This window comes from Bradyrhizobium tropiciagri, from assembly GCF_018130545.1.
GTDB classification, from domain to species: domain Bacteria; phylum Pseudomonadota; class Alphaproteobacteria; order Rhizobiales; family Xanthobacteraceae; genus Bradyrhizobium; species Bradyrhizobium tropiciagri_A.
The window spans coordinates 788,362-810,707 of sequence record NZ_JAFCKF010000001.1; the positions used below are offsets into that span (position 1 = coordinate 788,362).

Here is a 22,346-nt window from a genome sequence, read left to right on the forward strand (position 1 = left end):
CGCTCAGCGCCCCAGATACACTTCGACCACCCGCTCATTCGACGACACCTGGTCGATTGAACCTTCGGCGAGCACCGAGCCTTCGTGCAGGCAGGTCACCTTGACGCCGAGCTCGCGCACGAAGGTCATGTCGTGTTCGACCACCATGATGGTGTGGTTCTTGTTGATCTCCTTGAGGAGCTCCGCAGTCAGATGGGTCTCGACGTCGGTCATCCCGGCGACCGGCTCATCGACCAGCAGCACCTTGGGGTCCTGCGCCAGCAGCATGCCGATCTCGAGCCACTGTTTCTGGCCGTGCGACAGGCTGCCGGCAAGGCGGTTGCGCGCATCGGTCAGGCGGATGGTCTCCAGCACCTTGTCGATCCGCTCGGACTCGGCCTTGCTGCCGCGCCAGAACAGCGTGCCGCGCACGGAGTGATCGACGTTGAGCGCGAGCAGCAGATTGTCCTGCACAGTCTGGCTCTCGAACACCGTCGGCTTCTGGAATTTGCGGCCGATGCCGAGCTCAGCGATGCGGGTCTCGTCGAGCCGGGTCAGGTCGACGGTGCCGTCGAACAGCACGGTGCCCTCGTCCGGCTTGGTCTTGCCGGTGATGATGTCCATCATCGTGGTCTTGCCGGCGCCGTTCGGGCCGATGATGGCGCGCATCTCGCCGGGCGCGAGCGTCAGCGACAGATTATTGATGGCGTGAAAGCCGTCGAACGAGACGTGCACGCCGTCGAGATAGAGCATAGCCGAGGTGGCGCGGGTATCCATGACGTTCATCGGTCTACTCCGCCATCTTCGCAGCGCTGATGCCGTCTTCGCGCGCGGCGCTTGCCTCGTCGGCCGCGATGCCCGTGGTGCGCCGCGACTCCCACCAGCTGTTGAAGGTGCCGACGATGCCCTTGGGCAAGAGCAGCGTCACCAGGATGAACAGCGCACCCAGCATGAACAGCCAATACGGCGCGAGCGGCCCTGAGGTGAAGAAGGTCTTGGCGTAGTTGACCACGACGGCGCCGAGCGCCGCACCGATCAGCGTGCCGCGGCCGCCGACCGCGACCCAGATCACGGCCTCGATCGAGTTGGCGGGCGCGAACTCGCTCGGATTGATGATGCCGACCTGCGGCACATAGAGAGCGCCGGCAACGCCGGCCATGCAGGCCGACAGCGTGAACACGAACAGCTTGTAGGATTCGACGCGATAGCCGAGGAAGCGGGTGCGGCTTTCGGCGTCGCGCACCGCGATCAGCACCTTGCCGAGCTTCGAGCTCACGATCGCGCGGCAGATCAGGAACGCGATGATCAGGGCCAGGCAACTCAGCAGGAACAGCGCGGCACGGGTGCCTTCGGCCTGCACGTTGAAGCCGAGAATGTCCTTGAAGTCGGTCAGGCCGTTATTGCCGCCAAAACCGAAATCGTTGCGGAAGAACGCCAGCAGGAGCGCATAGGTCATCGCCTGGGTGATGATCGAGAGATAGACGCCGGTGACGCGCGAGCGGAAGGCGAGCCAGCCGAAGCAGAACGCGAGCAGTCCCGGCACGACGAGCACCATCAGCGCGGCAAAGGCGAATTTGTCGAAGCCGTACCAGTACCAGGGCAGCTTGTCCCAGTTCAGGAACACCATGAAGTCGGGCAGGATCGGGTTGCCGTAAACGCCGCGGCTGCCGATCTGGCGCATCAGGTACATGCCCATCGCGTAGCCGCCGAGCGCGAAGAATGCGCCGTGACCGAGCGAGAGGATGCCGCAATAGCCCCAGATCAGATCGATCGAGAGCGCGAGGATGGCGTAGCAGACATATTTGCCCCACAGCGCCACCAGATAGGTCGGCACCTGGAACATCGAGCCCTGCGGCAGCAGCAGGTTCGACAACGGGATCAGCACGCCGACCGCGGCGACGAGCAGGACGAACGCGGTCGCGGCGCGATCGAGCGAACGGGTCAGGATATGCGGCGTCATGCTTCCACCGCCCGGCCCTTGAGCGCGAACAGGCCGCGTGGCCGTTTCTGGATGAACAGGATGATCAAGACCAGGATCGCGATCTTGCCGAGCACCGCGCCTGCCACCGGCTCGAGGAACTTATTGGCGATGCCGAGCGTGAAGGCGCCGACCAACGTGCCCCAGAGATTGCCGACGCCGCCGAACACCACGACCATGAAGCTGTCGATGATGTAGCTCTGACCGAGATTCGGGCTGACATTGTCGATCTGCGACAGCGCCACGCCGGCGATGCCGGCGATGCCCGAGCCGAGACCGAAGGTCAGCGCATCGACCCGCGAGGTGGCGATCCCCATCGAGGCCGCCATGCGGCGATTCTGCGTCACCGCGCGCATCTCGAGCCCGAGGGCGGTGTAGCGCAGCATCGCGAGCAGGATAGCGAACACCGCGAGCGTGAAGCAGAGGATCCACAGCCGGTTATAGGTGATGGTGATCTGGCCGAGCTCGAAGGCGCCGCTCATCCAGGAGGGATTGCCGACCTCGCGGTTGGTCGGGCCGAACGCGGTGCGCACCGCCTGCTGCAGCACCAGCGACAGGCCCCAGGTCGCGAGCAGCGTCTCCAGCGGGCGGCCGTAGAGGAAGCGGATGATGGTGCGTTCGATCACGACACCGATGAGGCCCGCGACCAGGAAGGCGAGCGGCACCGCGATCAGCAGCGAATAGTCGAACAATGCGGGATAGCGGGTGCGGATCACCTCCTGCACCACGAAGGTGGTGTAGGCCCCGATCATCACCATCTCGCCATGCGCCATGTTGATGACGCCCATCACCCCGAAGGTGATGGCGAGACCAATCGCGGCGAGCAGCAGCACCGAACCGAGCGACAGGCCGTACCAGGCGTTCTGCACCATCGACCACATCGCAAGATTGCTCTGGATCGAGGACACCGCGCTTGCGGCGGCCTTGGCGACCAGCGGCGGCTGATCGCCGAGCCCGGTCAGCAGCGCCAGCGCCTCCTGGTCACCGCGCGCCTTGACCACGGCGACGGCGTCGAGCTTGTCGCTGTCGGATGCATCCGACTTGAACAGGATGATGGCGGCGCGCGCCTCGGCGAAGGCCTGCTTGATCGGCTTGACGCTCTCCTTGGCGAGGGCGCTCTCCACCGTCGGCAGCAGGTTCTCCTCGTGGCTCTTGAACACCGATTGCGCCGCGGCGAGCCGCTTAGCCGGATCTGATGACAGCAGCGTCAGGCCGCCGAGCGCGGCCTCCACGGTGCGGCGCAGGCGGTTGTTGAGCCGGACGGCCGCCGCGTTATCCGGCAGCTTGTCGACAGCAGCGCCCGTCGTGGCGTCGACAATCTTGCCGTCGGTCTGGGTGATGAAGACCTTCTTGCTGTCCGGATCGGCCGACAGCCGGCCGTCTTGCAGCGCGCCGATGATGCGCGGAGCCAGCGCGTTGCCCGATGCAGCAACCTCGCCGATCGCAGCCTCGGTGTCGGAGAACTCGTCATTGGCGAATTTGGCGACTGAATCCTCGAACGGGCCAGCCAGTGCCGGCACAGCAAGGCAGCTCAGCAGCAGGATCGAGAGACAAAGCGCACGAAAGCGATCAATACAAATGGCAAACACGTCAGGACCCCGGCAGGAGTGGGAGGAGAAGGCGGCGAACCACGCCGCCTTCTCCAGTGTTGGAAGGTTGTGTTGTGTCGTTAGGTCAGTTCAGGAGCTTAAGAGCCTTTCAGCTCAGGAGCCCTGGCCGCCGCACTTGTTGGTCTTGGTGTTGTAATTGCCGCACTTCTTGCCGACCCAATCGCCGATCAGGTCCTTGGAACCTTCGAGCTCCTTCGACCAGGCGTCGCCGGCCACCAGGCCCGGGGTCTTCCAGACCACGTCGAACTGGCCGTTGCCCTTGATCTCGCCGATGAACACCGGCTTGGTGATGTGGTGGTTGGGCAGCATCTTCGACACGCCGCCGGTCAGGTTCGGCGCCTCGATGCCCGGGAGCGCGTCGATCACCTTGTCCGGATCGGTCGACTTCACCTTCTCGACCGCCTTCACCCACATGTTGAAGCCGATGTAGTGCGCTTCCATCGGATCGTTGGTCACGCGCTTCGGATTCTTGGTGTAGGCCTGCCACTCCTTGATGAACTTCTCGTTCGCCGGGGTCTTGATCGACTCGAAGTAGTTCCAGGCGGCGAGATGGCCGAGCAGCGGCTTGGTGTCGATGCCGGCGAGCTCTTCTTCGCCGACCGAGAACGCGACCACCGGAATGTCGGTCGCCTTGATGCCCTGGTTGCCGAGCTCCTTGTAGAACGGAACGTTGGCGTCGCCGTTGATGGTGGAGACCACGGCGGTCTTCTTGCCGGCCGAGCCGAACTTCTTGATGTCGGCGACGATGGTCTGCCAGTCGGAGTGACCGAACGGCGTGTAGTTGATCATGATGTCGTCCTGGGCGACGCCCTTGGACTTCAGATAGGCTTCCAGGATCTTGTTGGTGGTGCGCGGATAGACGTAGTCGGTGCCGGCCAGCACCCAGCGCTTCACCTTTTCTTCCTTCATCAGATAGTCGACGGCGGGGATCGCCTGCTGGTTCGGCGCCGCACCCGTGTAGAACACGTTGCGCTCGGACTCCTCGCCCTCATACTGCACCGGGTAGAACAGGATGTTGTTCAGCTCCTTGAACACCGGCAGCACGGATTTGCGCGACACCGAGGTCCAGCAACCGAACACCACCGCGACCTTGTCCTTGGTGATCAGCTCGCGGGCCTTTTCGGCGAACAGCGGCCAGTTCGAGGCGGGATCGACCACGACGGGCTCGAGCTTCTTGCCAAGCACGCCGCCCTTCTTGTTCTGCTCGTCGATCAGGAAAAGGATCGTGTCCTTCAGGGTGGTTTCGCTGATGGCCATGGTGCCCGACAGCGAGTGAAGGATACCAACCTTGATGGTGTCGTCGGCCGCTTGCGCGGGCGCGAAGGGCGAGGACGCTGCCAGGCCCAAAACCAGGCCGGCCGTCGCCGCGAGCGCGCGGCGGCGGGTCATCGTCGCTATTCCGTGAGTAAGCTGAGTAAGCATGAAATGTCGTCTCCCTGACGCAGGCGTGAACGCTTGCGAAACGGCCGCATGGCCGCCTGCGGTTAAGGGAATCGCAAGAACTGTGCCACGGTGCGCAGGCACCGTAAGTTGATGAACCAGTTAGATAATTTTACGAGTTCCGGGCAAATACGGAAATCGGTTGCATAAACATTGGGCCGCCCAATTGACTGCCGAAAGAGCAATCAGATTATTTTTTGAGCAAAATGATCATCTTGGCTAAATTTCCGGCACAGATTTGTGACAGTTTGCGCGCTGGTTCGGCGCACTCGATGCGGCAATCTGGGCGATATCGTCCAATCCCGGCGATATCATCTTGAAACCGCCCAGTTCCTGGTCCATATCCTCGCCATGCCCGCGACATCGCGGTGCCTTCGCGAGCTGCGTGTTCAAGCTGCCCCAAGCGGCTTCTGGCTCGCCTTTCAGCTAACCCAGCTTGACGCCCCAGACACGCGGGTGTCCCCGAATGCCTTCATGCGATTCCGGCCGGTATTGGCCGGGACGATGACGGCTTTTATGGAAAGAACCACCTTTTGACCTCCTTTCAGGATTTCGGCCTCGCCGATCCCATCGCCCGCGCGCTTCGAGAAGAAAACTATCTCACGCCGACCCCCATCCAGGCCCAGACCATCCCGCTAGCGCTTGCCGGCCGCGACGTCGTCGGCATCGCCCAGACCGGAACCGGCAAGACCGCGTCCTTCGCGCTGCCGATCCTGCACCGGCTGCTGGAGAACCGCGTCCGCCCGCAGCCCAAGAGCTGCCGCGTGCTGGTGCTCTCGCCGACCCGCGAACTGTCCGGGCAGATCCTCGACAGCTTCAACACCTATGGCCGCCACATCCGGCTGTCCTCGACACTCGCCATCGGCGGCGTGCCGATGGGCCGCCAGGTCCGTTCCCTGATGCAGGGAGTCGAAGTGCTGGTCGCCACCCCCGGCCGCCTGCTCGATCTCGTGCAAAGCAACGGCCTGAAGCTCAACCAGGTCGAGTTCCTGGTGCTCGATGAAGCCGACCGCATGCTCGACATGGGCTTTATCAACGACATCCGGAAGATCGTCGCCAAGCTGCCGATCCGGCGCCAGACGCTGTTCTTCTCGGCCACCATGCCCAAGGACATCGCCGAGCTCGCCGAAGCGATGCTGCGCGACCCGGCCCGCGTGGCGGTGACGCCGGTCGCCTCGACGGTGGATCGCATCGCCCAGCGCGCGATCCAGGTCGATTTCGCCGCCAAGCCGGCGGTTCTGGCCCAGCTCCTGAAGCAGGAGCCGGTCAATCGCGCCCTGGTCTTCACCCGCACCAAGCACGGCGCCGACAAGGTCGTGAAGAGCCTTGCCAAGGCCGGCATCGAGGCCAACGCGATCCACGGCAACAAATCGCAGAACCACCGCGAGCGGACGCTGGCGGCGTTCCGGTCCGGCGAGATCCGCACGCTGGTGGCGACCGACATCGCCGCCCGCGGCATCGACGTCGACGGCGTCAGCCATGTCGTGAATTTCGACCTACCCAACATCCCGGAGACCTATGTCCACCGTATCGGCCGTACCGCGCGTGCGGGCGCAGACGGGGTCGCGATCTCGCTGATCGCCGGTGCCGAGGAGATGGGCTATCTCAAGGATATCGAGCGGCTGATCCGGATTACCGTGCCGCGGGAAGACCGCCGCACACAGGGCGGCTCCTCTGGCAGCCGCGAGGCTGCGGCGCCCGCGCAGGCCCCCCACCCGCACCGGGGCGGCCGTGCTGCGCCGCGCGCGCATAATGTTCGTGGGAATGAGGCTGCTCCGGGCACAAAAGGCCCTCGCCGCCGCCGCCGTCGGGGTGGTAATAATGGCGCGCCGCAGACGAGCCGGGGCGAGTCGCCGCGTCCGTCGCAGGCCGGCAACAGCGAAGGCATCCAGGGCGTCGCCTTCTTGCATCGCGAGAGCCGGCCGAATCCGCAACACAACCGCAACAACCGACCGAAGCACTAGCCGTCGCTCGATCTGGAGAACCATATGGCTAAGGAAGAGCTGATCCAGTTCGAAGGACTGGTGACCGAAATCCTCCCCGACGCTCGTTACCGGGTGCAACTCGACGCCGGACACGAGATCGTCGCCTACACCGCCGGCAAGATGAAGAAAAACCGCATCAAGACGCTGGCCGGCGACCGTGTGACGATCGAAATGTCGCCCTACGATCTCGAAAAGGGCCGCCTGATCTTCCGCCACAAGGACGAACGTCCGAGCGGCGCGCCCGGCGGGCCGCCGCGGGGCGGAGCCCAGCGCGGCGGCCAGTTCCGCCGCCGATAGCGGGCTTTGCAACCGCTGCGGGCATAACGTGCCGATGTCCTGCGCAACAATTGGCCGGCGGCTACGCCGGCCAAAAAATCGCGCACGTCAGGATTGTTTTGAGCCTTTCTATCGAATAATATCCTACCCATCGATTTTCGGCCGGACGACATTAGCCAATACCGGTACAGCCGGTTCAGACGCTGACGACCCTTCCAAAAATTCGATCTCACCACCCCGCCGATCAGCGGGTCTTGAACTTGTATATCTGAGAAGGGACTACCCACGTGAGCATGGGAACCGTGAAGTGGTTTAACGCGACCAAGGGCTACGGCTTCATCCAGCCGGATGAAGGCGGGAACGACGTGTTCGTGCACATCAGTGCAGTCGAGCGCGCCGGCCTTGGCACTCTGCGTGAAGGCCAGAAGATCTCCTACGAGATCGTTGCTGACCGCCGTTCCGGCAAATCCTCGGCCGACAATCTGCGCGCCGCTGGATAAGCCGATTTTCCGGGAGCGCTATGCTCCGGGAAATTGTCGTTAAAGCATCAAGGGCCGCACCTTCGGGTGCGGCCCTTTTTGTTTGCATCGCGCGTTTGTCTGTATCACTGCCTTGTGGCCGCGTCCTCGAGCATGATCCGGAAAAGTGCGAAGTGGTTTTCCGAAAGGATCATGCGCAAGCAACGGACTCAAGCGCGATGACGATCCAACCTAATCTCATCGTGCTCTAGTACTTCGAGCAGGTCGTCGGCATGGTGGCAGAGGTCGGGGCATAGTACACGCAAACGCCCTGCCGCGGCCGCGTAAAAGCGACGTCGCTGAGATTGATGCCGCTCTTGGCCATCACATAGCCGATGGTCGGAACGTATTTGTAGCTGACCTCGCTGAAGATCAGATAGGTGTCTCCAACCAGCAGCGCCGCCGGAACGAGGCTGGTCACGATGTCACCCTGGTTGCGGCTCGAGGCCGTCAGCGTGGCCTGGGTGGCGCCGGAGGAGATCGTGCCCGCCCTGCTCCACTGGATATGCGCGACGTTCGAGGTGTCGACGTAGATTTCAGACACCGTCATTTTGGTCGGCGACGCATCGTAGGGCGTCATGATGCCGACGCTGGCACTGAAATTGTTCTGAAGGTCGGCGTCCACCACGCTTGTCGCCTGCGAAGTCAAATCCGACGCGGCGCGCGCCATCAGCGTGACCTTGCGATCGACCGCGACACCGGTTGAGAATTCGACGGTGCCGAAGAACATCACCAGCATCAGCGGCAGGATGAAAGCGAACTCGACGGCGGCAAGACCGCGGCGGTCGTTGCAAAACGCAGCTACCGAGCGCAGCCAGGTTGCGGGCAGGCTTTTCACGGCTTTGCTCATGAGCATGTAGCCCCGGCGGTTCCGGCAGGCTCGTTCCTGAAGGTCGCAGTCGCGGTCAGGAGCCGCTTGCCGTTGGGGAGGTTGGCGACGTTGAAGCCGAGCTTGGTGACGAACAGCGGCCATTGATAAAACAGCCGGACCACCACGACGTCGGTGTCCTTGCCGGGGCACCATTTGACCTGGGTGGGATCGGTTATCGGAATCAGGTTGACGGTGGCAAACCCGTTCGAGGGATAGCTGCGCACGTCGACATAGATGCCGTTGGCGCAATCGAACAACGCGCTGACCTTGCCGCAGACGTAATCCTTGAACTGCTGCTGCGTGTAGTTTGCGCCCTGGGCCTGGCCGGTCATGATGTAACGCGAGGAATCCTGCGTCACCGTCTCGAGTACCTGGCTGGCGAGGAAGATCATCGCCACCTCGATGATCGCAAACAGCAGTCCGAAAAACAGCGGCGCGACCATCGCGAATTCGACCGCAGTCGCACCACGGCGATTGCGGCGGAAGCGATGGAGGAGGCGCATGAATGAATGAGCGGGCAGCGGCATCAACGACCCCGGACCAACATGGCGGCAACAACTACCAAAACTCACTACCCAAGACTCATTGTCGAAGTATTTCGCCGGATCGAGACAGAGCGACCCGATCCGTTAGGCTTTTCTTAACCATGATGGGGACAACGGCCATCGGCGGCCCCGGCTCGCGGAAGCGCCGGCGCCGGCGCGCGTCAATTCTGCGGCTTGCCAGCCGCGCCGGACCCGGATGCCTGGCTGCTGAGTGAACCGGCCTGGTCCATGGTCGACTTGAAGTAGGTCTCGCCGTCGCCGAGGGTGATGCGGCGCTGACAGACCGGCATGCAGCTGTAGGTTTCCCGATCGATCCCTCGATAGACGGTGACGAGCTGGTCGGTCGGACCTTCGACCTGGATCTGGCGATCCACCAGCACCTGGCCGGTGCGGTCGAGCGCGATGAAGTTGGTCGCGCCGTAGCCCTTGCCGGTCACGACGACAACGCCGCCATTCTGCAGGGTGACGTCGGCAATCAGGGGGTTTCCGACCACGATCGTGGCGATGCCGCCGGGCAGCTTGACGAGCTTGGCCTGATCGACATTGACCGCAATGCGGTCCGGATCCGGCGCGGCGGTTGCGAATGCGGGCCAGAGCAGCACGGCTGCGGCCAGCGAGATGAATCCGATGCGCGTGACGGCGCGAATACGTTGGGACTGAAACGACATACTCTACCCCGGGACGTGAACGAGCCGGCAAAAGCGATACGCAGCGGACCGGCGCCCGACGCTGCCAAATCTGACGGCAATTCATTTAAGAAGAGCAAAAATCGGCCGCCGAATTGCACGGATGTCGCGACTTCCGGAGCGGATCAGTCAGCGGCCTCGTCCCCCGGGAAAATACCGGTGCCGCGGGGACAGCCACGGCCTAGCCGGCCGCGCGCACATGGATCACGACCCGATCGTCGGCGTAGAGGCGCCGCCAGCCGTCGATGTGATCGAGAAATTTGGAGGCGGGCGTCGCCGGGTCGAGCATCACCGCATCGATGTCGTAGGCCTTGAGCAGATCGAGGAAGCCGTCGACATCCTTGAGCTGGAGCGCACGATAATAATCCATCTCGAACTTTTCGCCGTAAAGCTCGGCACGGCCGTCGACGAACACCGGCACCTGACGCCAGATCAGGTAACCGCCGAACTGCAGATCGTGGAGCACGCGCCGCGCATTGTACGCCTTCAGCGCGTCGACGGCCGCAGCCGGCGAATGGATCGGCGGCGGCGAAATGGTCTGGCGCGCCGCAACGATCGAGGTCGAGACGCACAGCGCGGCGATCAGCATTGCCGCCGGCGCGGCCTTCAGCCGGACGGTGCGCGCGGCACGCAGACCGAACTGGGTTGCCACCGGGGTCAGCGCAGCCAGCGGCAGCAGTAAGGCGAACAGCTCGAGATTCCGGACATGGGACAGCGCCATGTGCAGCAGGCCCAGCACCAGGGCGATGCGCGGCAGCGGCAGCTTCACCCCGCAATAGAGCGCGGCGCCGATCAGGCCGAGAATCGACAGTTCGAACGCATCGACCTGGCTGAAATTCGCCGGCATCCACTCGGCGATGAGATGCAGCAGCTCGCCGAGGTTCAGAATCTTCAGCGAGGCCAAGATCGAACCCCACCCATAGGGAGTGACGCAGCAGGCAGCCAGCGCGCCGAACCCGAATGCCGCCCAGCGCAGCGCCAGCGGCAACCTTTGCGCCGGCGCGGCATTCCACATTGCGTCGAGCGCGAAGGCGCCGGCCAGCACCAGGCCGAACAGGAAGCCGCCATGCAGATTGGTCCAGAGCGCGATCAACGGCAGTAGCCAGAACGAGGGCGCCTTACGGCGTTCGCTGGCAACCATCAGGCCGTTGGCCCAGACCAGCATGATCGGCAGCACCAGCACGTGCGGACGGGCGAGCAGATGCCCGCATGTCAGCACCAGCGCCGCGAGCGCGATCAGGCTGGCATGGATCGCCGGCAAGGCGCGGCTGAGGATCGCGGTGAGCAGCGCAAAGCTGGCGGCGCCGCAGGCCGCGGCCAGCGCCGCGGGCCCGGTCCACCCGGCAAGGTCATAGGCCTTCGCGAACAGGACCTGCGCCAGCCAGGACGACGACACCCATGGCTCGCCCGCCTTGGTGAAGGAATAGATGTCGACCGAGGGCAGCGCGTGGTGGTCGAGGATCCAGCGCCCGACGGCAATCTGCCAGTAGGTGTCGGGATCGGCGAGCAGCCGGTCGCCGACGATCAGCAGCAGCGCATAGACGCCGCACGCCATCCAGAACCAGGCCGGGACCTCGGCGAATATGGAGGTCCTGGCCTGCGGGATGGCTGCGGTCTCAGCACTCATGCGGACACGGAGCGGTTATGACGTCAATGCCGGAACGGATAGGCCAGCTGTCCGCCGATTTCCGCCGGCACGCCCTGCTCGGCGTCGACGCCGTAATCGTCCGGAAGCTTGCCTTCGGGCATCCGGAACGTTCCGAACAGAATATCCCAGAGCGGAAACGTGCCGGCGAAATTGGTGTCGCCGCCTTCTTCCAGCGCGGTGTGATGCCAGCGGTGGAACACCGGCGTGGCGATCACATATTTGAACGGGCCGAGCGTCCAGCTCAGGTTGGCGTGCACGAATGCCGAGTGGAATGTGGTGAACGGGCCGACCCACAGCATGATGTTCGGCGAGATGCCGGCCATCAGCAGGATGACGTCGACCGTGATCGTGCCGATCAGGAGATTGACGGGATGGAAGCGCGCCGCCGAAATCCATTCGAGATCCTCGGAGGAGTGATGAATGGCGTGATACTTCCAGAAGCCGCCGCCGTGAAACATCCGGTGCAGCCAGTACAGCATGAAGTCGGAAGCGACCAGGAAGACGATCGACTGCAGCCAGAGCGGCAGCTGCGCCAGCGGGCCGTGCCCGTTCTCATAGAATGAGATCAGCTCGTCGGCGCCGTGCACGTTGAAGACCGCGGCAGCGCCGACCACCAAGAGACCGATGCGCAGCACGCGGGCGAACACCGGCACGAAGAACCAGTAGCAAATATCCGTGACCAGCTCACGCTTCTGCCACCACGGCTTGCCGGGATTGCAGGCCCAGTAATGGGTGAGCACCGTGAAGAACAGTGCCAGCGCCATCGTGATCGGCACCACCCGCATCATCGTCTGGCCGAGCATCTCGATGACTTCGATCGGAAGGGTGGACATTGGCAGCCTCATTTGACGGAAGCCCCATGACTATAGATGTGCACTTAAAGAGCCGTGAATAGATGCCGGCAGCGGCCGGCCCGGCAACAATCCGCAATTTTAGCGAGCCGTTTAATTCCAAATTTACTGTGCGCAACAACAGCGGGTTCCCCCAGAGTTTATGCAATCAAATTAACTGCACCGAAATCGTCCAACCCTAGGGTGCCGCAATGGTCACGGTGCTGAGAACGCCGGCGAGACCAAACCTAGTTCGACCAGCCACGTGTACACAGGAGTTATTTTATGAAGAACCTCGTTTCGCGCTTCGTGAAGGATGAATCCGGCGCGACCGCCATCGAGTACGGCCTGATCGCCACCGGTATCGCCATCGCGATCATCGCTGCAGTCAACGGCGTCGGCTCGAAGCTCTCGGGTACCTTCAACTCGATCTCGGGTTCGCTGAAGTAAGCCGGTTCCTACGAATTCGCATCAAAGGTCCCGGCAACCCCGGGACCTTTGCTATTTGTCGGGGACCGATTGGCGGCCCGTTTTGAGGGCACCGGCGATCCTTTCCCGATTGTTCACCATTGGCCGCTAGCGTCGGGTCTCGACCGCAGCTCCAGCTTGACGGCATGAATCCATGATCCTCGACATCGCACGCTTGATGCTGTTTCCGGCCCTGATGGCCTTCGCGGCGGCGAGCGATCTGTTGACCATGACGATCCCGAACCGGATCTCGCTGGCGCTGGTGGCCGGCTTCTTCGTCCTGGCGCCGCTGACCGGGATGGGCGTCCACGAGATGCTCACCCATGCCGGCGCAGGCGCACTGGTGCTGGTGGTGGCGTTCGGCATGTTTGCGATGGGCTGGGTCGGTGGCGGCGATGCCAAGGTTGCGGCCGCGGCCGGCCTGTGGTTCGGGTTCGAGCATCTGCTGCCCTATCTGGTGTTTGCGTCGCTGTTCGGCGGGGCGCTGACCGTGCTGCTGCTGCAACTGCGGCAATGGCCCCTGCCCTATCCGCTCGCGTCCCAGGCCTGGCTGAGCCGCCTGCACGACAAGCAGACCGGAATCCCCTACGGCATCGCGCTCGCCCTCGGCGCACTCCTGATCTATCCCGAGACGGACTGGATCAAGACGATCGACCTCGCGCACTTCGCCATGCGCTGAGCAGGCGGGCGGTAACCGCCCGTTAAGGCGATTTAGATACGCCTCATTAACCATGCTTTGACGAATAGCTGGTCAACTCCCATCACGGCGGCGGCAGCGTCGCGGCGTCATGTGGAAAGTGAAGCGTAATGGATAGGGCCCGCATTCTGGTCTTGGCAATTGCAGGCTGCGCCGGCATTGCGGCGCTCTATTTGGCAAGCGGAGGCGAGGACAAGCCGGCGCCTCCTCCGCCGGTCGCGCAGTTGCCCACCGTCGACATCCTGGTCGCGCGCACCGACATCGGTCTCGGCCAGGCCGTGAAGCCCGACGACGTGCAGTGGCAGACCTGGCCGGCGGCGACCGCCAGCGCCAGCTTCATGCGCAAGGACAGCAACGCCGACGCCATCAAGGACGTCACCGGCTCGATCGCACGCGCCCCGTTCATCCAGGGCGAACCGATTCGCGAGCAGAAGCTGGTCAAGGCCGACGGCAGCGGATTCATGGCCGCGATCCTGCCCACCGGCATGCGGGCGGTATCGACCGAAATCTCGCCCGAGACCGGCGCCGGCGGCTTCATCCTGCCGAACGACCGGGTCGACGTCCTGCTCTCGAAGCGCGACAAGAACCCGGACCGCAACGGCACCGACATCGTCAACTCCGAGGTCATCCTGACCAATGTTCGCGTGCTCGCGATCGACCAGGCGCCGAAGGAGAAGGACGGCACCAACGCACTGATCGGCAAGACGGTGACGCTGGAGCTGAAACCCGAACAGACCGAGACGCTGGCGCGCGCGCGCCAGAGCGGCGTCCTGTCGCTGGCGCTGCGCAGCATCGCCGACAACAACGCGCCCGAGACCAAGACCGACGACACCCGTAAGCGCGGTGAGACGATCAACGTCATCCGCTTTGGCGTTGCCAACCAGGCAACGATGCAGAAGTGACCATGAGGATACACGTGATGAAGGGCGGGGCAACTCAACGGACGATGCGGGCCTTCATGGTCCGCGCTTTGTCGTTCTCGGCCGTCACGGCGCTCACGCTCAACCCGGCGCTGACGCCGGTGATCGCGAGCGATTACCGCGCCGCGCCGGCTCCTGCCACGTCGGCCGATGGCGGCCAGATGAATGCCCGTTTCCTTGCGCTCGGCGTCGGCAAATCGATCGTGATCGACCTGCCGAGGGACATCAAGGACGTGCTGGTCGCCGATCCCAAGATCGCCAACGCCGTGGTCCGCTCGGCGCAGCGCGCCTACATCATCGGCGCGACCGTCGGCCAGACCAATATCGTGTTCTTCGACGCAGCCGGGCAGCAGATCGCGGCCTATGACATCGCGGTCAAGCGCGACCTCAACGGCGTGCGCGCGGCGCTGCGGGCGGCGCTGCCGAATTCCGATATCCAGATCGAGGGCGTCGGCGACGGCGTCATGCTGAGCGGAAGCGCGGCGAGCCCGATCGAGGCGCAGCAGGCCGCCGACATCGCCACGCGGCTGGTCGGCGCCGCCGACAAGGTCGTGAACTCCATCACGGTTCGCGGCCGCGACCAGGTGATGCTGAAAGTCACGGTTGCCGAAGTCTCGCGCAGCCTGATCAAGCAGCTCGGCATCGACCTCACCGCAAACCTCAATTACGGCACGGCCGTGGTGAAGTTCGCCAACGCCAACCCGTTCACGGCGAACAATGCTCCCCTGGTGCCCAACAACGCGATCACCACGTCGTTCGGATCGTCGGTGTCGGCGACGATCCGCGCCATGGAGAGCGCCGGCGTGGTGCGGACGCTCGCCGAGCCGAACCTGACCGCGATCTCGGGCGAATCGGCGACCTTCATCTCGGGCGGCGAATTCCCGATTCCGACCGGCGTGACCTGTCAGACCACGACGTCAGGCGCGATCGGACAGTGCGTTCAGACCGTCAGCTTCAAGAAATTCGGCATTTCGCTCAACTTCACGCCGGTGGTGCTGACCGAAGGACGGATCAGCCTGCGCGTGATGACGGAAGTGTCGGAGGTTTCGACCGAGAACTCGCTGACCGGCGGCGCCAATGGAACGACGATCCCCTCGATCAAGACCCGCCGCGCCGAAACCACGCTGGAAATTCCCTCGGGCGGCTCGATGGCGATGGCCGGCCTGATCCAGGACCAGACCAAGCAGGCGATCAACGGCCTGCCCGGGCTGGCGTCGCTGCCCGTGCTCGGCACGCTGTTCCGCAGCCGCGACTTCGTCAACAACCAGACCGAAATGATGGTGCTGGTGACGCCCTATGTGGTTCGCGCCGTGGCGCAGAAGGACCTGGCGCGCCCGGATGACGGTTTCGCCAACGCCTCCGATCCGCAGGCCGACCTGCTGGGCAGCATCAATCGCGTCTACGGCGTGCCCGGCCGCGCCACCGAGCCGGCACGGAATTACCGCGGCACCTACGGCTTCATTACCGACTGAGGCGGACGATGACACAGACCACATCCAGGACACCCGCCGAACACAAGCGCAGCATCGGTCTGGCCGGCGCGCTGGTCGGCCTTGCCATGACGCTCGGCGCCTGCCAGCACGCCGCCGACAACAGCTTCGCGATGGTGAACTCGCCGGCCGACTATCGCGAGCGTCATCCGATCGCAGTCACCGAAGCCGATCGCTCGATCGTGGTCTTCGTCGGGCGCAGCCGTGGCGGTCTGACTGCGGAGCAGCGCGCCGAGGTGATGGGGATGGCGCAGGACTGGATGCGTGAAGGCACCGGCGCCGTCACCATCGACGTTCCCACCGACACGGCGAATGCGCGCACCGCCCAGGAATCGCTGCACGAAATCCAGGCGACGTTCAGCGCCGCGGGCGTACCGCCGCGCGGCATCATCGTGCGCAAATATCGTCCCGACAATCCGCGCCTGATGCCCGCGATCCGGGTGAACTATCCGAAAATGAAGGCGGTCGCCGGGCCGTGCGGCCTCTGGCCGGAGGACCTCGGCCCGTCGATCCACAACGGGTCCTACATCGAGAACAAGCAGTACTACAATTTCGGCTGCGCCAATCAGCATAACCTCGCGGCCATGGTCGAGGACCCGACCGACCTCGTGCAGCCGCGCGCGGAGACCCCTGCCTACACGGCGCGTCGCAGTATCGCCTTCGACAAGTATCGCAAGGGCACCGCCACCGCCACGACGTATCCCGAGTCCGACAGGGCCAAGCTAAGCGACACAGGAAAATGATCACCTACGCGCAGCAAAACTCCGAAGAGCAGACGGACGCGCCGGCTCAGGCCGCGGACGACCATATTGCTCCGGCGCCACGGGTTTCCGTTCAGGCGTTCTGCGAAACGGTCGAGACCGCTGCCGCGGTACAGTCGGCGGGCGAGGATCGCCGGCTGGCCAAGGCCCACCTCAAGATCCAGATGGGCGGCATGGCCGCCGCCATCGAGGCCTATCGCTCCGCGCCGACACCCAACGTCATCATCCTCGAGACCGAGGGTCGCAACGACGTGCTGACCGGCCTCGATCAGCTTGCCACGGTGTGCGACGCCGGCACCCGCGTGGTGGTGATCGGCCGGGTCAACGACGTCACGCTGTATCGCGAGCTGGTGCGCCGCGGCGTCAGCGACTACGTGATCGCGCCGGCCCATGCGATCGACGTGGTGCGCGCGGTCTGCAACCTGTTCTCGGCGCCGGAAGCCAAGGCGGTCGGCCGCGTCGTCGCCGTGGTCGGCGCGAAGGGCGGCGTCGGCGCCTCGACGATCGCGCATAATGTCGCCTGGGCGATCGCCCGCGATCTGGCGCTGGATTCCGTGGTCGCCGATCTCGACCTCGCATTCGGCACCGCCGGCCTCAATTACAATCAGGACCCGGCACAGGGCATCGCCGACGCCGTGTTCTCGCCGGACCGCGTCGATACCGCCTTCGTCGACCGCCTGCTGTCGAAATGCACTGACCATCTGAGCCTGCTGGCGGCGCCGGCCACGCTCGACAAGGTCTATGATTTCGGCGCCGAGGCGTTCGATGCGGTCTTCGATACGCTGCGCACCACGATGCCCTGCATCGTGCTCGACGTGCCGCATCAATGGTCCGGCTGGACCAAGCGCGCGCTGATCGCGGCCGACGACATCCTGATCGTGGCGGCGCCCGACCTCGCCAATCTGCGCAACGCCAAGAACATGTTCGACCTGTTGAAGGCGTCGCGGCCGAACGACCGCGCGCCGCTGTACTGCCTGAACCAGGTCGGCGTGCCGAAGCGGCCGGAGATCGCGGCCGGCGAGTTCGCCAAGGCGATTGAAAGCCAGCCGATCGCGGCCATCCCGTTCGATCCGCAGATCTTCGGTTCGGCCGCCAATAACGGCCAGATGATCGCCGAGATTTCCGCCAATCACCGCGCGGTGGAGATGTTCCTGCAGATGGCGCAGCGGCTGACAGGCCGCGGCGAGACCAAGAAGCCAAGGGGGTCCTTCCTGTCGCCCCTGCTCGAAAAGCTGCGGTCCAAATAGTGGCCCGCGTGGAGTCAAGACGTCGTGTTTGGTAAGCGTAGCGGAAACGATGGGGACGTGCGGGCACCCAAGCCCGCTTTTCAGACGCCGGAGCCTGCCGGCACGTCGACCATGCCGCGCGAGTCCGCGGCACCGGCGATCTCGTCGCCACCGCTGGCACCGAGCAAGCCGCCGCCCGCTCCCGCTGCCGAGGCGCGCCGCTCGGACAATTACTACCAGGTCAAGGCGACGATCTTCGGCGCCCTGATCGAGGCGATCGACCTGGCCCAGCTTGCCAAGCTGGACAGCGAGTCGGCGCGCGAGGAAATCCGCGACATCGTCAACGAGATCATCGCGATCAAGAACATCGTGATGTCGATCGCCGAGCAGGAAGAGCTGCTCGACGACATCTGCAACGACGTGCTCGGCTACGGCCCGCTCGAGCCGTTGCTGTCGCGCGACGACATCGCCGACATCATGGTCAACGGCGCGGGCACCGTGTTCATCGAAGTCGCCGGCAAGATCCAGCGCACCGGAATCCGCTTTCGCGACAACCAGCAGCTGCTCAACATCTGCCAGCGCATCGTCAGCCAGGTCGGCCGGCGCGTCGACGAATCCTCGCCGATCTGCGACGCCCGCCTCGCCGACGGCTCGCGCGTCAACGCCATCGTGCCGCCGCTGGCGATCGACGGCCCCGCACTCACCATCCGCAAATTCAAGAAGGACAAGCTGACGCTGGAGCAGCTCGTCAAGTTCGGCGCCATCACGCCGGAAGGGGCGACCATCCTGCAGATCATCGGCCGGGTCCGCTGCAATGTGATCATCTCGGGCGGCACCGGCTCGGGCAAGACCACGCTGCTGAACTGCCTGACCAACTATATCGAGCACGACGAGCGCGTCATCACCTGCGAAGACGCCGCCGAACTCCAGCTGCAGCAGCCGCACGTGGTGCGACTGGAAACCCGGCCGCCGAACATCGAAGGCGAAGGCCAGGTGACGATGCGCGAACTGGTGCGCAACTGCCTGCGTATGCGCCCCGAGCGGATCATCGTCGGCGAAGTCCGCGGACCCGAGGCGTTCGACCTGTTGCAGGCGATGAACACGGGCCATGACGGCTCGATGGGCACGCTGCACGCCAACAATCCGCGCGAGGCGCTGTCGCGCTGCGAATCCATGATCACCATGGGCGGCTTTTCGCTTCCTTCGCGGACCATTCGCGAGATGATCTGCGCCTCGGTCGACATCATCGTGCAGGCCGCGCGCCTGCGCGACGGTTCGCGCCGCATCACGCACATCACCGAGGTGATGGGCATGGAAGGCGACACCATCATCACCCAGGATATCTTCCTCTACGACGTGGTCGGGGAAGACGCCAACGGCAAGATCATCGGCAAGCACCGCTCGACCGGCATCGGCCGGCCGCGCTTCTGGGAACGTGCGCGCTACTACAATGAAGAGAAGCGGCTTGCGGCGGCGTTGGACGCCTCCGACTCGCCGCCGCCGGCCTAGGGAGACGCAGGATGCAGATGCAGATCCTTGCCCTCGCGTTTCTCGCCGCCACCACCGTGGGCGGCCTCGCCTGGGTGTTCCTGTATCCCTACCTCTCGGGGGAGAAGAAGGCCGAGTCGCGCCGCGCATCGGTGGCGCGCAGCGAACCTTCGACGAACCGGACGGCCGACCGCACGCAGCGCTCGCGCCGCGAGCAGGTCGAAGGATCATTGAAGGAGCTCGAGGCGCGCCGGCAGAAGGACAAGAAAGTCCCGCTCGGCGTGCGCATCTCGCAGGCCGGGCTGGAATGGTCCGAGCAGAAATTCTGGATGATCTCCGGCGCCCTCGGCCTGTTCGGCTTCGGCATCGCGTTCATGATCGGCGGCGGCCTGCTCGGCGCGGCCGGCATCGGCTTTGCCATGGGTCTCGGCCTGCTGCGCTGGTTGCTCGGCTTCCTAAAGAAGCGTCGGGAGAAGGCTTTCCTGAAAGCGCTGCCCGATGCCGTCGACGTCATCGTGCGCGGCATCAAGGCCGGCCTGCCGCTGTTCGAATCGCTCAAGGCTGTGGTCAACGACGCGCCGGAGCCACTGCGCAGCGAGTTTCTCGCGATCATCGAGACCCAGGCGATCGGCATGCCGCTCGGCGAGGCCTGCGCCCGGCTCTATGAACGCATGCCGCTGCCGGAGGCGAACTTCTTCGGCATCGTGATCGCGATCCAGCAGAAGTCCGGCGGCAATCTGTCGGAAGCGCTCGGTAACCTGTCGCGGGTGCTGCGTGACCGCAAGAAGATGGCCGAGAAGATCCAGGCGATGTCGATGGAAGCGAAGGCTTCCGCCGGCATCATCGGCTCGCTGCCGCCGATCGTGATGATCCTCGTGTTCCTGACGACGCCGGACTACATCGCCCTGCTCTGGACCAACTCGATGGGACAGCTGATGCTGGTCGCCTGCGCCCTCTGGATGACATGCGGCGTCTTGGTGATGAAGAAGATGATCAATTTCGATTTCTGACGGTGCAGCATGATTGATTTTCTGGTCGCCAAGCTTCACGACGTCAGGTTCATGACCATGCTGCTTGCCTTCTTCGCGGCAAGCGCGACGGTCTACACGCTGGTGATGCCGCTGCTCGCCGGCGGCGATCTCAACAAGCGCATGAAGGCGGTCGCCAGCGAGCGCGAGCGGCTCCGGCAGCGCGAGCGCGACCGTCTCTCCAAGACGGAGAAGGTGGCACTGCGGCAGACGCCGAAGCAGGTCGTCTCCAGGGTGGTGGACGACCTCAACCTCTCCAAATGGCTGGCCCAGGAAGCCGCTCTCGAGAAGCTGGTGATGGCGGGCTATCGCGGCCACGCTCCCTACGTCACCTTCCTGTTCGCCCGCGCGGTGACGCCGATCGTGATGCTGCTCGGCGCAATCATCTATACGTTCTTCATCGCCGGCGCGAACTGGTCGCTCACGCTCAAGATCGGCATTTGCGTCGGCGCGGCCTATGCCGGCCTGCAGGCGCCGATGCTGTTCCTGAAGAATGCGATCTCCAAGCGCCAGCTCCAGATCAAGCGCGCCTTCCCCGATTCGCTCGACTTGCTGCTGATCTGTATCGAGTCCGGCATGTCGGTCGAGGTCGCGTTCCGCAAGGTCGCCAACGAGATCGTCGGGCAGTCGATCGCGCTGTCGGAGGAATTCGCGCTGACCACCGCGGAGCTGTCCTATCTGCAGGACCGGAAATCCGCCTATGAGAACCTGGCGCGCCGCACCGGGCTCGATGGCGTGAAGTCGGTGTGCATGGCGTTGCAGCAGTCCGAACGCTACGGCACCCCGCTCGGCCAGAGCCTGCGCGTGATGGCGCAGGAAAATCGCGACATGCGCATGAACGAGGCCGAGAAGAAAGCAGCGGCGCTGCCGCCCAAGCTGACCGTGCCGATGATCCTGTTCTTCCTGCCCTGCCTGTTCATCGTGATCCTCGGGCCGTCCTACATCAAGATCGCCACCATGCACTGAGTTTGCGTGACTGCGCATACGAGAACGCCCGGCATTGCCGGGCGTTTCTCTTTGTGCGTATGAGAGTACGGGTATCGCGAAGCTGCGAGAGGTGGCGTTAGTCGCCCTTGGCAACGACAGGTGCGGCGCGCGACGCGGTCTTCGGCCCATCCTTGCGGTTCAGCATGTCGCGGAGATAGGCGACGTTGGCCGCAGCCTCGTCTGCCGGCAGATCCGCCTTGACGATCGTCTCGGCCTCCGCGAAGCGGCCCTGCAGGCCGACCACGAGCGCAAGGTTCTGCCGGATCCTGGTGTCGGCGCGGGCGCTGGCATAGGCCTGGCGCAGCGTCTCTTCTGCCTTCGGCAATTCCTTGGTCAGCATGTAGGACAGGCCGAGATTGGACAGCACCGATGGCTCGTCCGGGGCCAGCCGCAGCGCGCTGGCGTAGTAGCGCCGCGCTTCGTCGTGCCGGTTCAATTTGTCGAGCGTGGTTCCCTGCACCGACAGGATCCGCCAGTCCGGATTGTCCGGGCTGTGCGCGCGGCTCAGCACGTCGAATGCGGCCTGCGCATTGCCGTTGTCGGCGAGCGCCCGGCCATAGGCGGCGAGCAGCGCCTTGTTGCCGGGGTTGGCGATGGTCGCCTGCTCCAGCACCGCGCAGGCCTGCGAGCGCTGTCCGGTCATGCGCAGCGCCTGGCCATAGGCGATGGCTGCCTCGGTATCCTTGGGGTTCTTGCGATAGCGCTCGCCATAGACCTCGGCGGCGCGGCGCGGATCATCGGGCGTGGCCGGCGTGGGGTCCGAGCGGGACGCGATCGATCCCGTCACGTCGGACATGGTCTGGCAACCGCCGAGCCCTGCGGCGAGGACCGCCACAAGGGCTGCGGAAGCGAGATGCCGGCTCAAATGAGACTGTCGACGCATGGCACTGTGACTCACGAAATCGGGCGAATGGC

22 protein-coding genes are annotated in these 22,346 nt (G+C 64.3%); 12 read left to right on the top strand and 10 right to left on the bottom strand.

Translation table 11 applies throughout. The features are described 5' to 3' along the window. Positions 1 to 3: 3 nt before the first annotated feature. The 4 genes from urtD to urtA all read right to left on the bottom strand — a co-directional run bounded on the left by urtD (position 4) and on the right by urtA (position 4,989). On the bottom strand, positions 4 to 765 hold the full coding sequence (gene urtD / locus JQ616_RS03880; RefSeq protein ID WP_050628281.1) for an urea ABC transporter ATP-binding protein UrtD: 762 nt from the start codon (positions 763 to 765) through the stop codon (positions 4 to 6). Positions 766 to 769: 4 nt separating this feature from the next. Continuing rightward, complete coding sequence (gene urtC / locus JQ616_RS03885; protein WP_212012351.1) at positions 770 to 1,939, bottom strand: urea ABC transporter permease subunit UrtC; 1,170 nt, start codon at positions 1,937 to 1,939, stop codon at positions 770 to 772. Beyond that, complete coding sequence (gene urtB / locus JQ616_RS03890) at positions 1,936 to 3,531, bottom strand: urea ABC transporter permease subunit UrtB (protein ID WP_212013134.1); 1,596 nt, start codon at positions 3,529 to 3,531, stop codon at positions 1,936 to 1,938. Before urtB ends, urtC begins: the two co-directional genes overlap by 4 nt. Positions 3,532 to 3,660: 129 nt before the next feature. Next, on the bottom strand, positions 3,661 to 4,989 hold the full coding sequence (gene urtA, locus JQ616_RS03895; protein ID WP_050628279.1) for an urea ABC transporter substrate-binding protein: 1,329 nt from the start codon (positions 4,987 to 4,989) through the stop codon (positions 3,661 to 3,663). 551 nt (positions 4,990 to 5,540) lie between these two features. Between urtA and JQ616_RS03900 the strand changes: the two genes are divergently transcribed. From JQ616_RS03900 to JQ616_RS03910, 3 genes are all read left to right on the top strand, one after another. After that, positions 5,541 to 6,971, top strand: a complete 1,431-nt coding sequence (locus JQ616_RS03900) for a DEAD/DEAH box helicase (protein ID WP_212012353.1) — start codon at positions 5,541 to 5,543, stop codon at positions 6,969 to 6,971. Between the two features lie 24 nt (positions 6,972 to 6,995). Then, on the top strand, positions 6,996 to 7,289 hold the full coding sequence (gene infA / locus JQ616_RS03905) for a translation initiation factor IF-1 (RefSeq protein WP_016842649.1): 294 nt from the start codon (positions 6,996 to 6,998) through the stop codon (positions 7,287 to 7,289). A gap of 266 nt (positions 7,290 to 7,555) precedes the next feature. Continuing rightward, entirely contained in the window at positions 7,556 to 7,768 is a 213-nt protein-coding gene (locus tag JQ616_RS03910; RefSeq protein WP_016842648.1) for a cold-shock protein, read from the top strand. A 226-nt stretch (positions 7,769 to 7,994) separates the two neighbouring features. Here JQ616_RS03910 and JQ616_RS03915 read toward each other — a convergent pair whose 3' ends face one another. The 5 genes from JQ616_RS03915 to JQ616_RS03935 all read right to left on the bottom strand — a co-directional run bounded on the left by JQ616_RS03915 (position 7,995) and on the right by JQ616_RS03935 (position 12,369). Then, a complete protein-coding gene (locus JQ616_RS03915) occupies positions 7,995 to 8,636 on the bottom strand; it encodes a TadE/TadG family type IV pilus assembly protein (RefSeq protein WP_212012354.1) in 642 nt (213 codons plus the stop codon). Further along, entirely contained in the window at positions 8,633 to 9,184 is a 552-nt protein-coding gene (locus JQ616_RS03920; RefSeq protein WP_212012355.1) for a TadE/TadG family type IV pilus assembly protein, read from the bottom strand. Before JQ616_RS03920 ends, JQ616_RS03915 begins: the two co-directional genes overlap by 4 nt. Before the next feature lie 179 nt (positions 9,185 to 9,363). Next, a complete protein-coding gene (locus tag JQ616_RS03925) occupies positions 9,364 to 9,870 on the bottom strand; it encodes a pilus assembly protein N-terminal domain-containing protein (protein ID WP_212012356.1) in 507 nt (168 codons plus the stop codon). A 199-nt stretch (positions 9,871 to 10,069) separates the two neighbouring features. Further along, a complete protein-coding gene (locus JQ616_RS03930) occupies positions 10,070 to 11,515 on the bottom strand; it encodes a hypothetical protein (protein WP_212012357.1) in 1,446 nt (481 codons plus the stop codon). A gap of 23 nt (positions 11,516 to 11,538) precedes the next feature. Then, the gene (locus JQ616_RS03935) at positions 11,539 to 12,369 is read right to left on the bottom strand and encodes a sterol desaturase family protein (protein ID WP_212012358.1); all 831 of its coding nucleotides are present in this window, start codon (positions 12,367 to 12,369) and stop codon (positions 11,539 to 11,541) included. Between the two features lie 282 nt (positions 12,370 to 12,651). Between JQ616_RS03935 and JQ616_RS03940 the strand changes: the two genes are divergently transcribed. From JQ616_RS03940 to JQ616_RS03980, 9 genes are all read left to right on the top strand, one after another. Further along, positions 12,652 to 12,816 carry a Flp family type IVb pilin gene (locus JQ616_RS03940; protein ID WP_139480303.1) on the top strand — a complete coding sequence of 55 codons (165 nt, stop codon included), beginning with the start codon at positions 12,652 to 12,654 and terminating at the stop codon, positions 12,814 to 12,816. Positions 12,817 to 12,988: 172 nt separating this feature from the next. Beyond that, on the top strand, positions 12,989 to 13,513 hold the full coding sequence (locus JQ616_RS03945; RefSeq protein ID WP_212012359.1) for an A24 family peptidase: 525 nt from the start codon (positions 12,989 to 12,991) through the stop codon (positions 13,511 to 13,513). 128 nt (positions 13,514 to 13,641) lie between these two features. Beyond that, on the top strand, positions 13,642 to 14,433 hold the full coding sequence (gene cpaB, locus JQ616_RS03950) for a Flp pilus assembly protein CpaB (RefSeq protein ID WP_212012360.1): 792 nt from the start codon (positions 13,642 to 13,644) through the stop codon (positions 14,431 to 14,433). 2 nt (positions 14,434 to 14,435) lie between these two features. Further along, entirely contained in the window at positions 14,436 to 15,923 is a 1,488-nt protein-coding gene (locus JQ616_RS03955; RefSeq protein WP_249136374.1) for a type II and III secretion system protein family protein, read from the top strand. Between the two features lie 8 nt (positions 15,924 to 15,931). Continuing rightward, positions 15,932 to 16,684 (top strand): CpaD family pilus assembly protein, encoded by a 753-nt coding sequence (locus JQ616_RS03960; RefSeq protein WP_212012362.1) that lies wholly within the window; start codon positions 15,932 to 15,934, stop codon positions 16,682 to 16,684. Further along, positions 16,681 to 17,949 carry an AAA family ATPase gene (locus JQ616_RS03965; RefSeq protein ID WP_212012363.1) on the top strand — a complete coding sequence of 423 codons (1,269 nt, stop codon included), beginning with the start codon at positions 16,681 to 16,683 and terminating at the stop codon, positions 17,947 to 17,949. Before JQ616_RS03960 ends, JQ616_RS03965 begins: the two co-directional genes overlap by 4 nt. 24 nt (positions 17,950 to 17,973) lie before the next feature. Next, positions 17,974 to 19,437, top strand: coding sequence for a CpaF family protein (locus JQ616_RS03970; RefSeq protein ID WP_212012365.1), 1,464 nt, complete (start codon positions 17,974 to 17,976; stop codon positions 19,435 to 19,437). Between the two features lie 11 nt (positions 19,438 to 19,448). Next, complete coding sequence (locus JQ616_RS03975) at positions 19,449 to 20,426, top strand: type II secretion system F family protein (RefSeq protein WP_212012367.1); 978 nt, start codon at positions 19,449 to 19,451, stop codon at positions 20,424 to 20,426. 9 nt (positions 20,427 to 20,435) lie between these two features. Beyond that, the gene (locus JQ616_RS03980) at positions 20,436 to 21,410 is read left to right on the top strand and encodes a type II secretion system F family protein (RefSeq protein ID WP_212012369.1); all 975 of its coding nucleotides are present in this window, start codon (positions 20,436 to 20,438) and stop codon (positions 21,408 to 21,410) included. 97 nt (positions 21,411 to 21,507) lie between these two features. Here the strand turns inward: JQ616_RS03980 and JQ616_RS03985 are convergent, their stop codons facing one another. Continuing rightward, on the bottom strand, positions 21,508 to 22,314 hold the full coding sequence (locus JQ616_RS03985) for a tetratricopeptide repeat protein (RefSeq protein ID WP_212012371.1): 807 nt from the start codon (positions 22,312 to 22,314) through the stop codon (positions 21,508 to 21,510). Positions 22,315 to 22,346: the final 32 nt, after the last annotated feature.

What these genes read in the sequence shown, in the direction of transcription:
- urtD (WP_050628281.1), bottom strand. Translation starts at nt 765, where the DNA reads ATGAACGTCATGGATACCCGCGCCACCTCGGCTATGCTCTATCTCGAC.
- urtC (WP_212012351.1), bottom strand. Translation starts at nt 1,939, where the DNA reads ATGACGCCGCATATCCTGACCCGTTCGCTCGATCGCGCCGCGACCGCG.
- urtA (WP_050628279.1), bottom strand. Translation starts at nt 4,989, where the DNA reads ATGCTTACTCAGCTTACTCACGGAATAGCGACGATGACCCGCCGCCGC.
- infA (WP_016842649.1), top strand. Translation starts at nt 6,996, where the DNA reads ATGGCTAAGGAAGAGCTGATCCAGTTCGAAGGACTGGTGACCGAAATC.
- JQ616_RS03915 (WP_212012354.1), bottom strand. Translation starts at nt 8,636, where the DNA reads ATGAGCAAAGCCGTGAAAAGCCTGCCCGCAACCTGGCTGCGCTCGGTA.
- JQ616_RS03920 (WP_212012355.1), bottom strand. Translation starts at nt 9,184, where the DNA reads ATGCCGCTGCCCGCTCATTCATTCATGCGCCTCCTCCATCGCTTCCGC.
- JQ616_RS03925 (WP_212012356.1), bottom strand. Translation starts at nt 9,870, where the DNA reads ATGTCGTTTCAGTCCCAACGTATTCGCGCCGTCACGCGCATCGGATTC.
- JQ616_RS03930 (WP_212012357.1), bottom strand. Translation starts at nt 11,515, where the DNA reads ATGAGTGCTGAGACCGCAGCCATCCCGCAGGCCAGGACCTCCATATTC.
- JQ616_RS03935 (WP_212012358.1), bottom strand. Translation starts at nt 12,369, where the DNA reads ATGTCCACCCTTCCGATCGAAGTCATCGAGATGCTCGGCCAGACGATG.
- JQ616_RS03940 (WP_139480303.1), top strand. Translation starts at nt 12,652, where the DNA reads ATGAAGAACCTCGTTTCGCGCTTCGTGAAGGATGAATCCGGCGCGACC.
- JQ616_RS03945 (WP_212012359.1), top strand. Translation starts at nt 12,989, where the DNA reads ATGATCCTCGACATCGCACGCTTGATGCTGTTTCCGGCCCTGATGGCC.
- cpaB (WP_212012360.1), top strand. Translation starts at nt 13,642, where the DNA reads ATGGATAGGGCCCGCATTCTGGTCTTGGCAATTGCAGGCTGCGCCGGC.
- JQ616_RS03955 (WP_249136374.1), top strand. Translation starts at nt 14,436, where the DNA reads ATGAGGATACACGTGATGAAGGGCGGGGCAACTCAACGGACGATGCGG.
- JQ616_RS03960 (WP_212012362.1), top strand. Translation starts at nt 15,932, where the DNA reads ATGACACAGACCACATCCAGGACACCCGCCGAACACAAGCGCAGCATC.
- JQ616_RS03965 (WP_212012363.1), top strand. Translation starts at nt 16,681, where the DNA reads ATGATCACCTACGCGCAGCAAAACTCCGAAGAGCAGACGGACGCGCCG.
- JQ616_RS03975 (WP_212012367.1), top strand. Translation starts at nt 19,449, where the DNA reads ATGCAGATGCAGATCCTTGCCCTCGCGTTTCTCGCCGCCACCACCGTG.
- JQ616_RS03980 (WP_212012369.1), top strand. Translation starts at nt 20,436, where the DNA reads ATGATTGATTTTCTGGTCGCCAAGCTTCACGACGTCAGGTTCATGACC.
- JQ616_RS03985 (WP_212012371.1), bottom strand. Translation starts at nt 22,314, where the DNA reads ATGCGTCGACAGTCTCATTTGAGCCGGCATCTCGCTTCCGCAGCCCTT.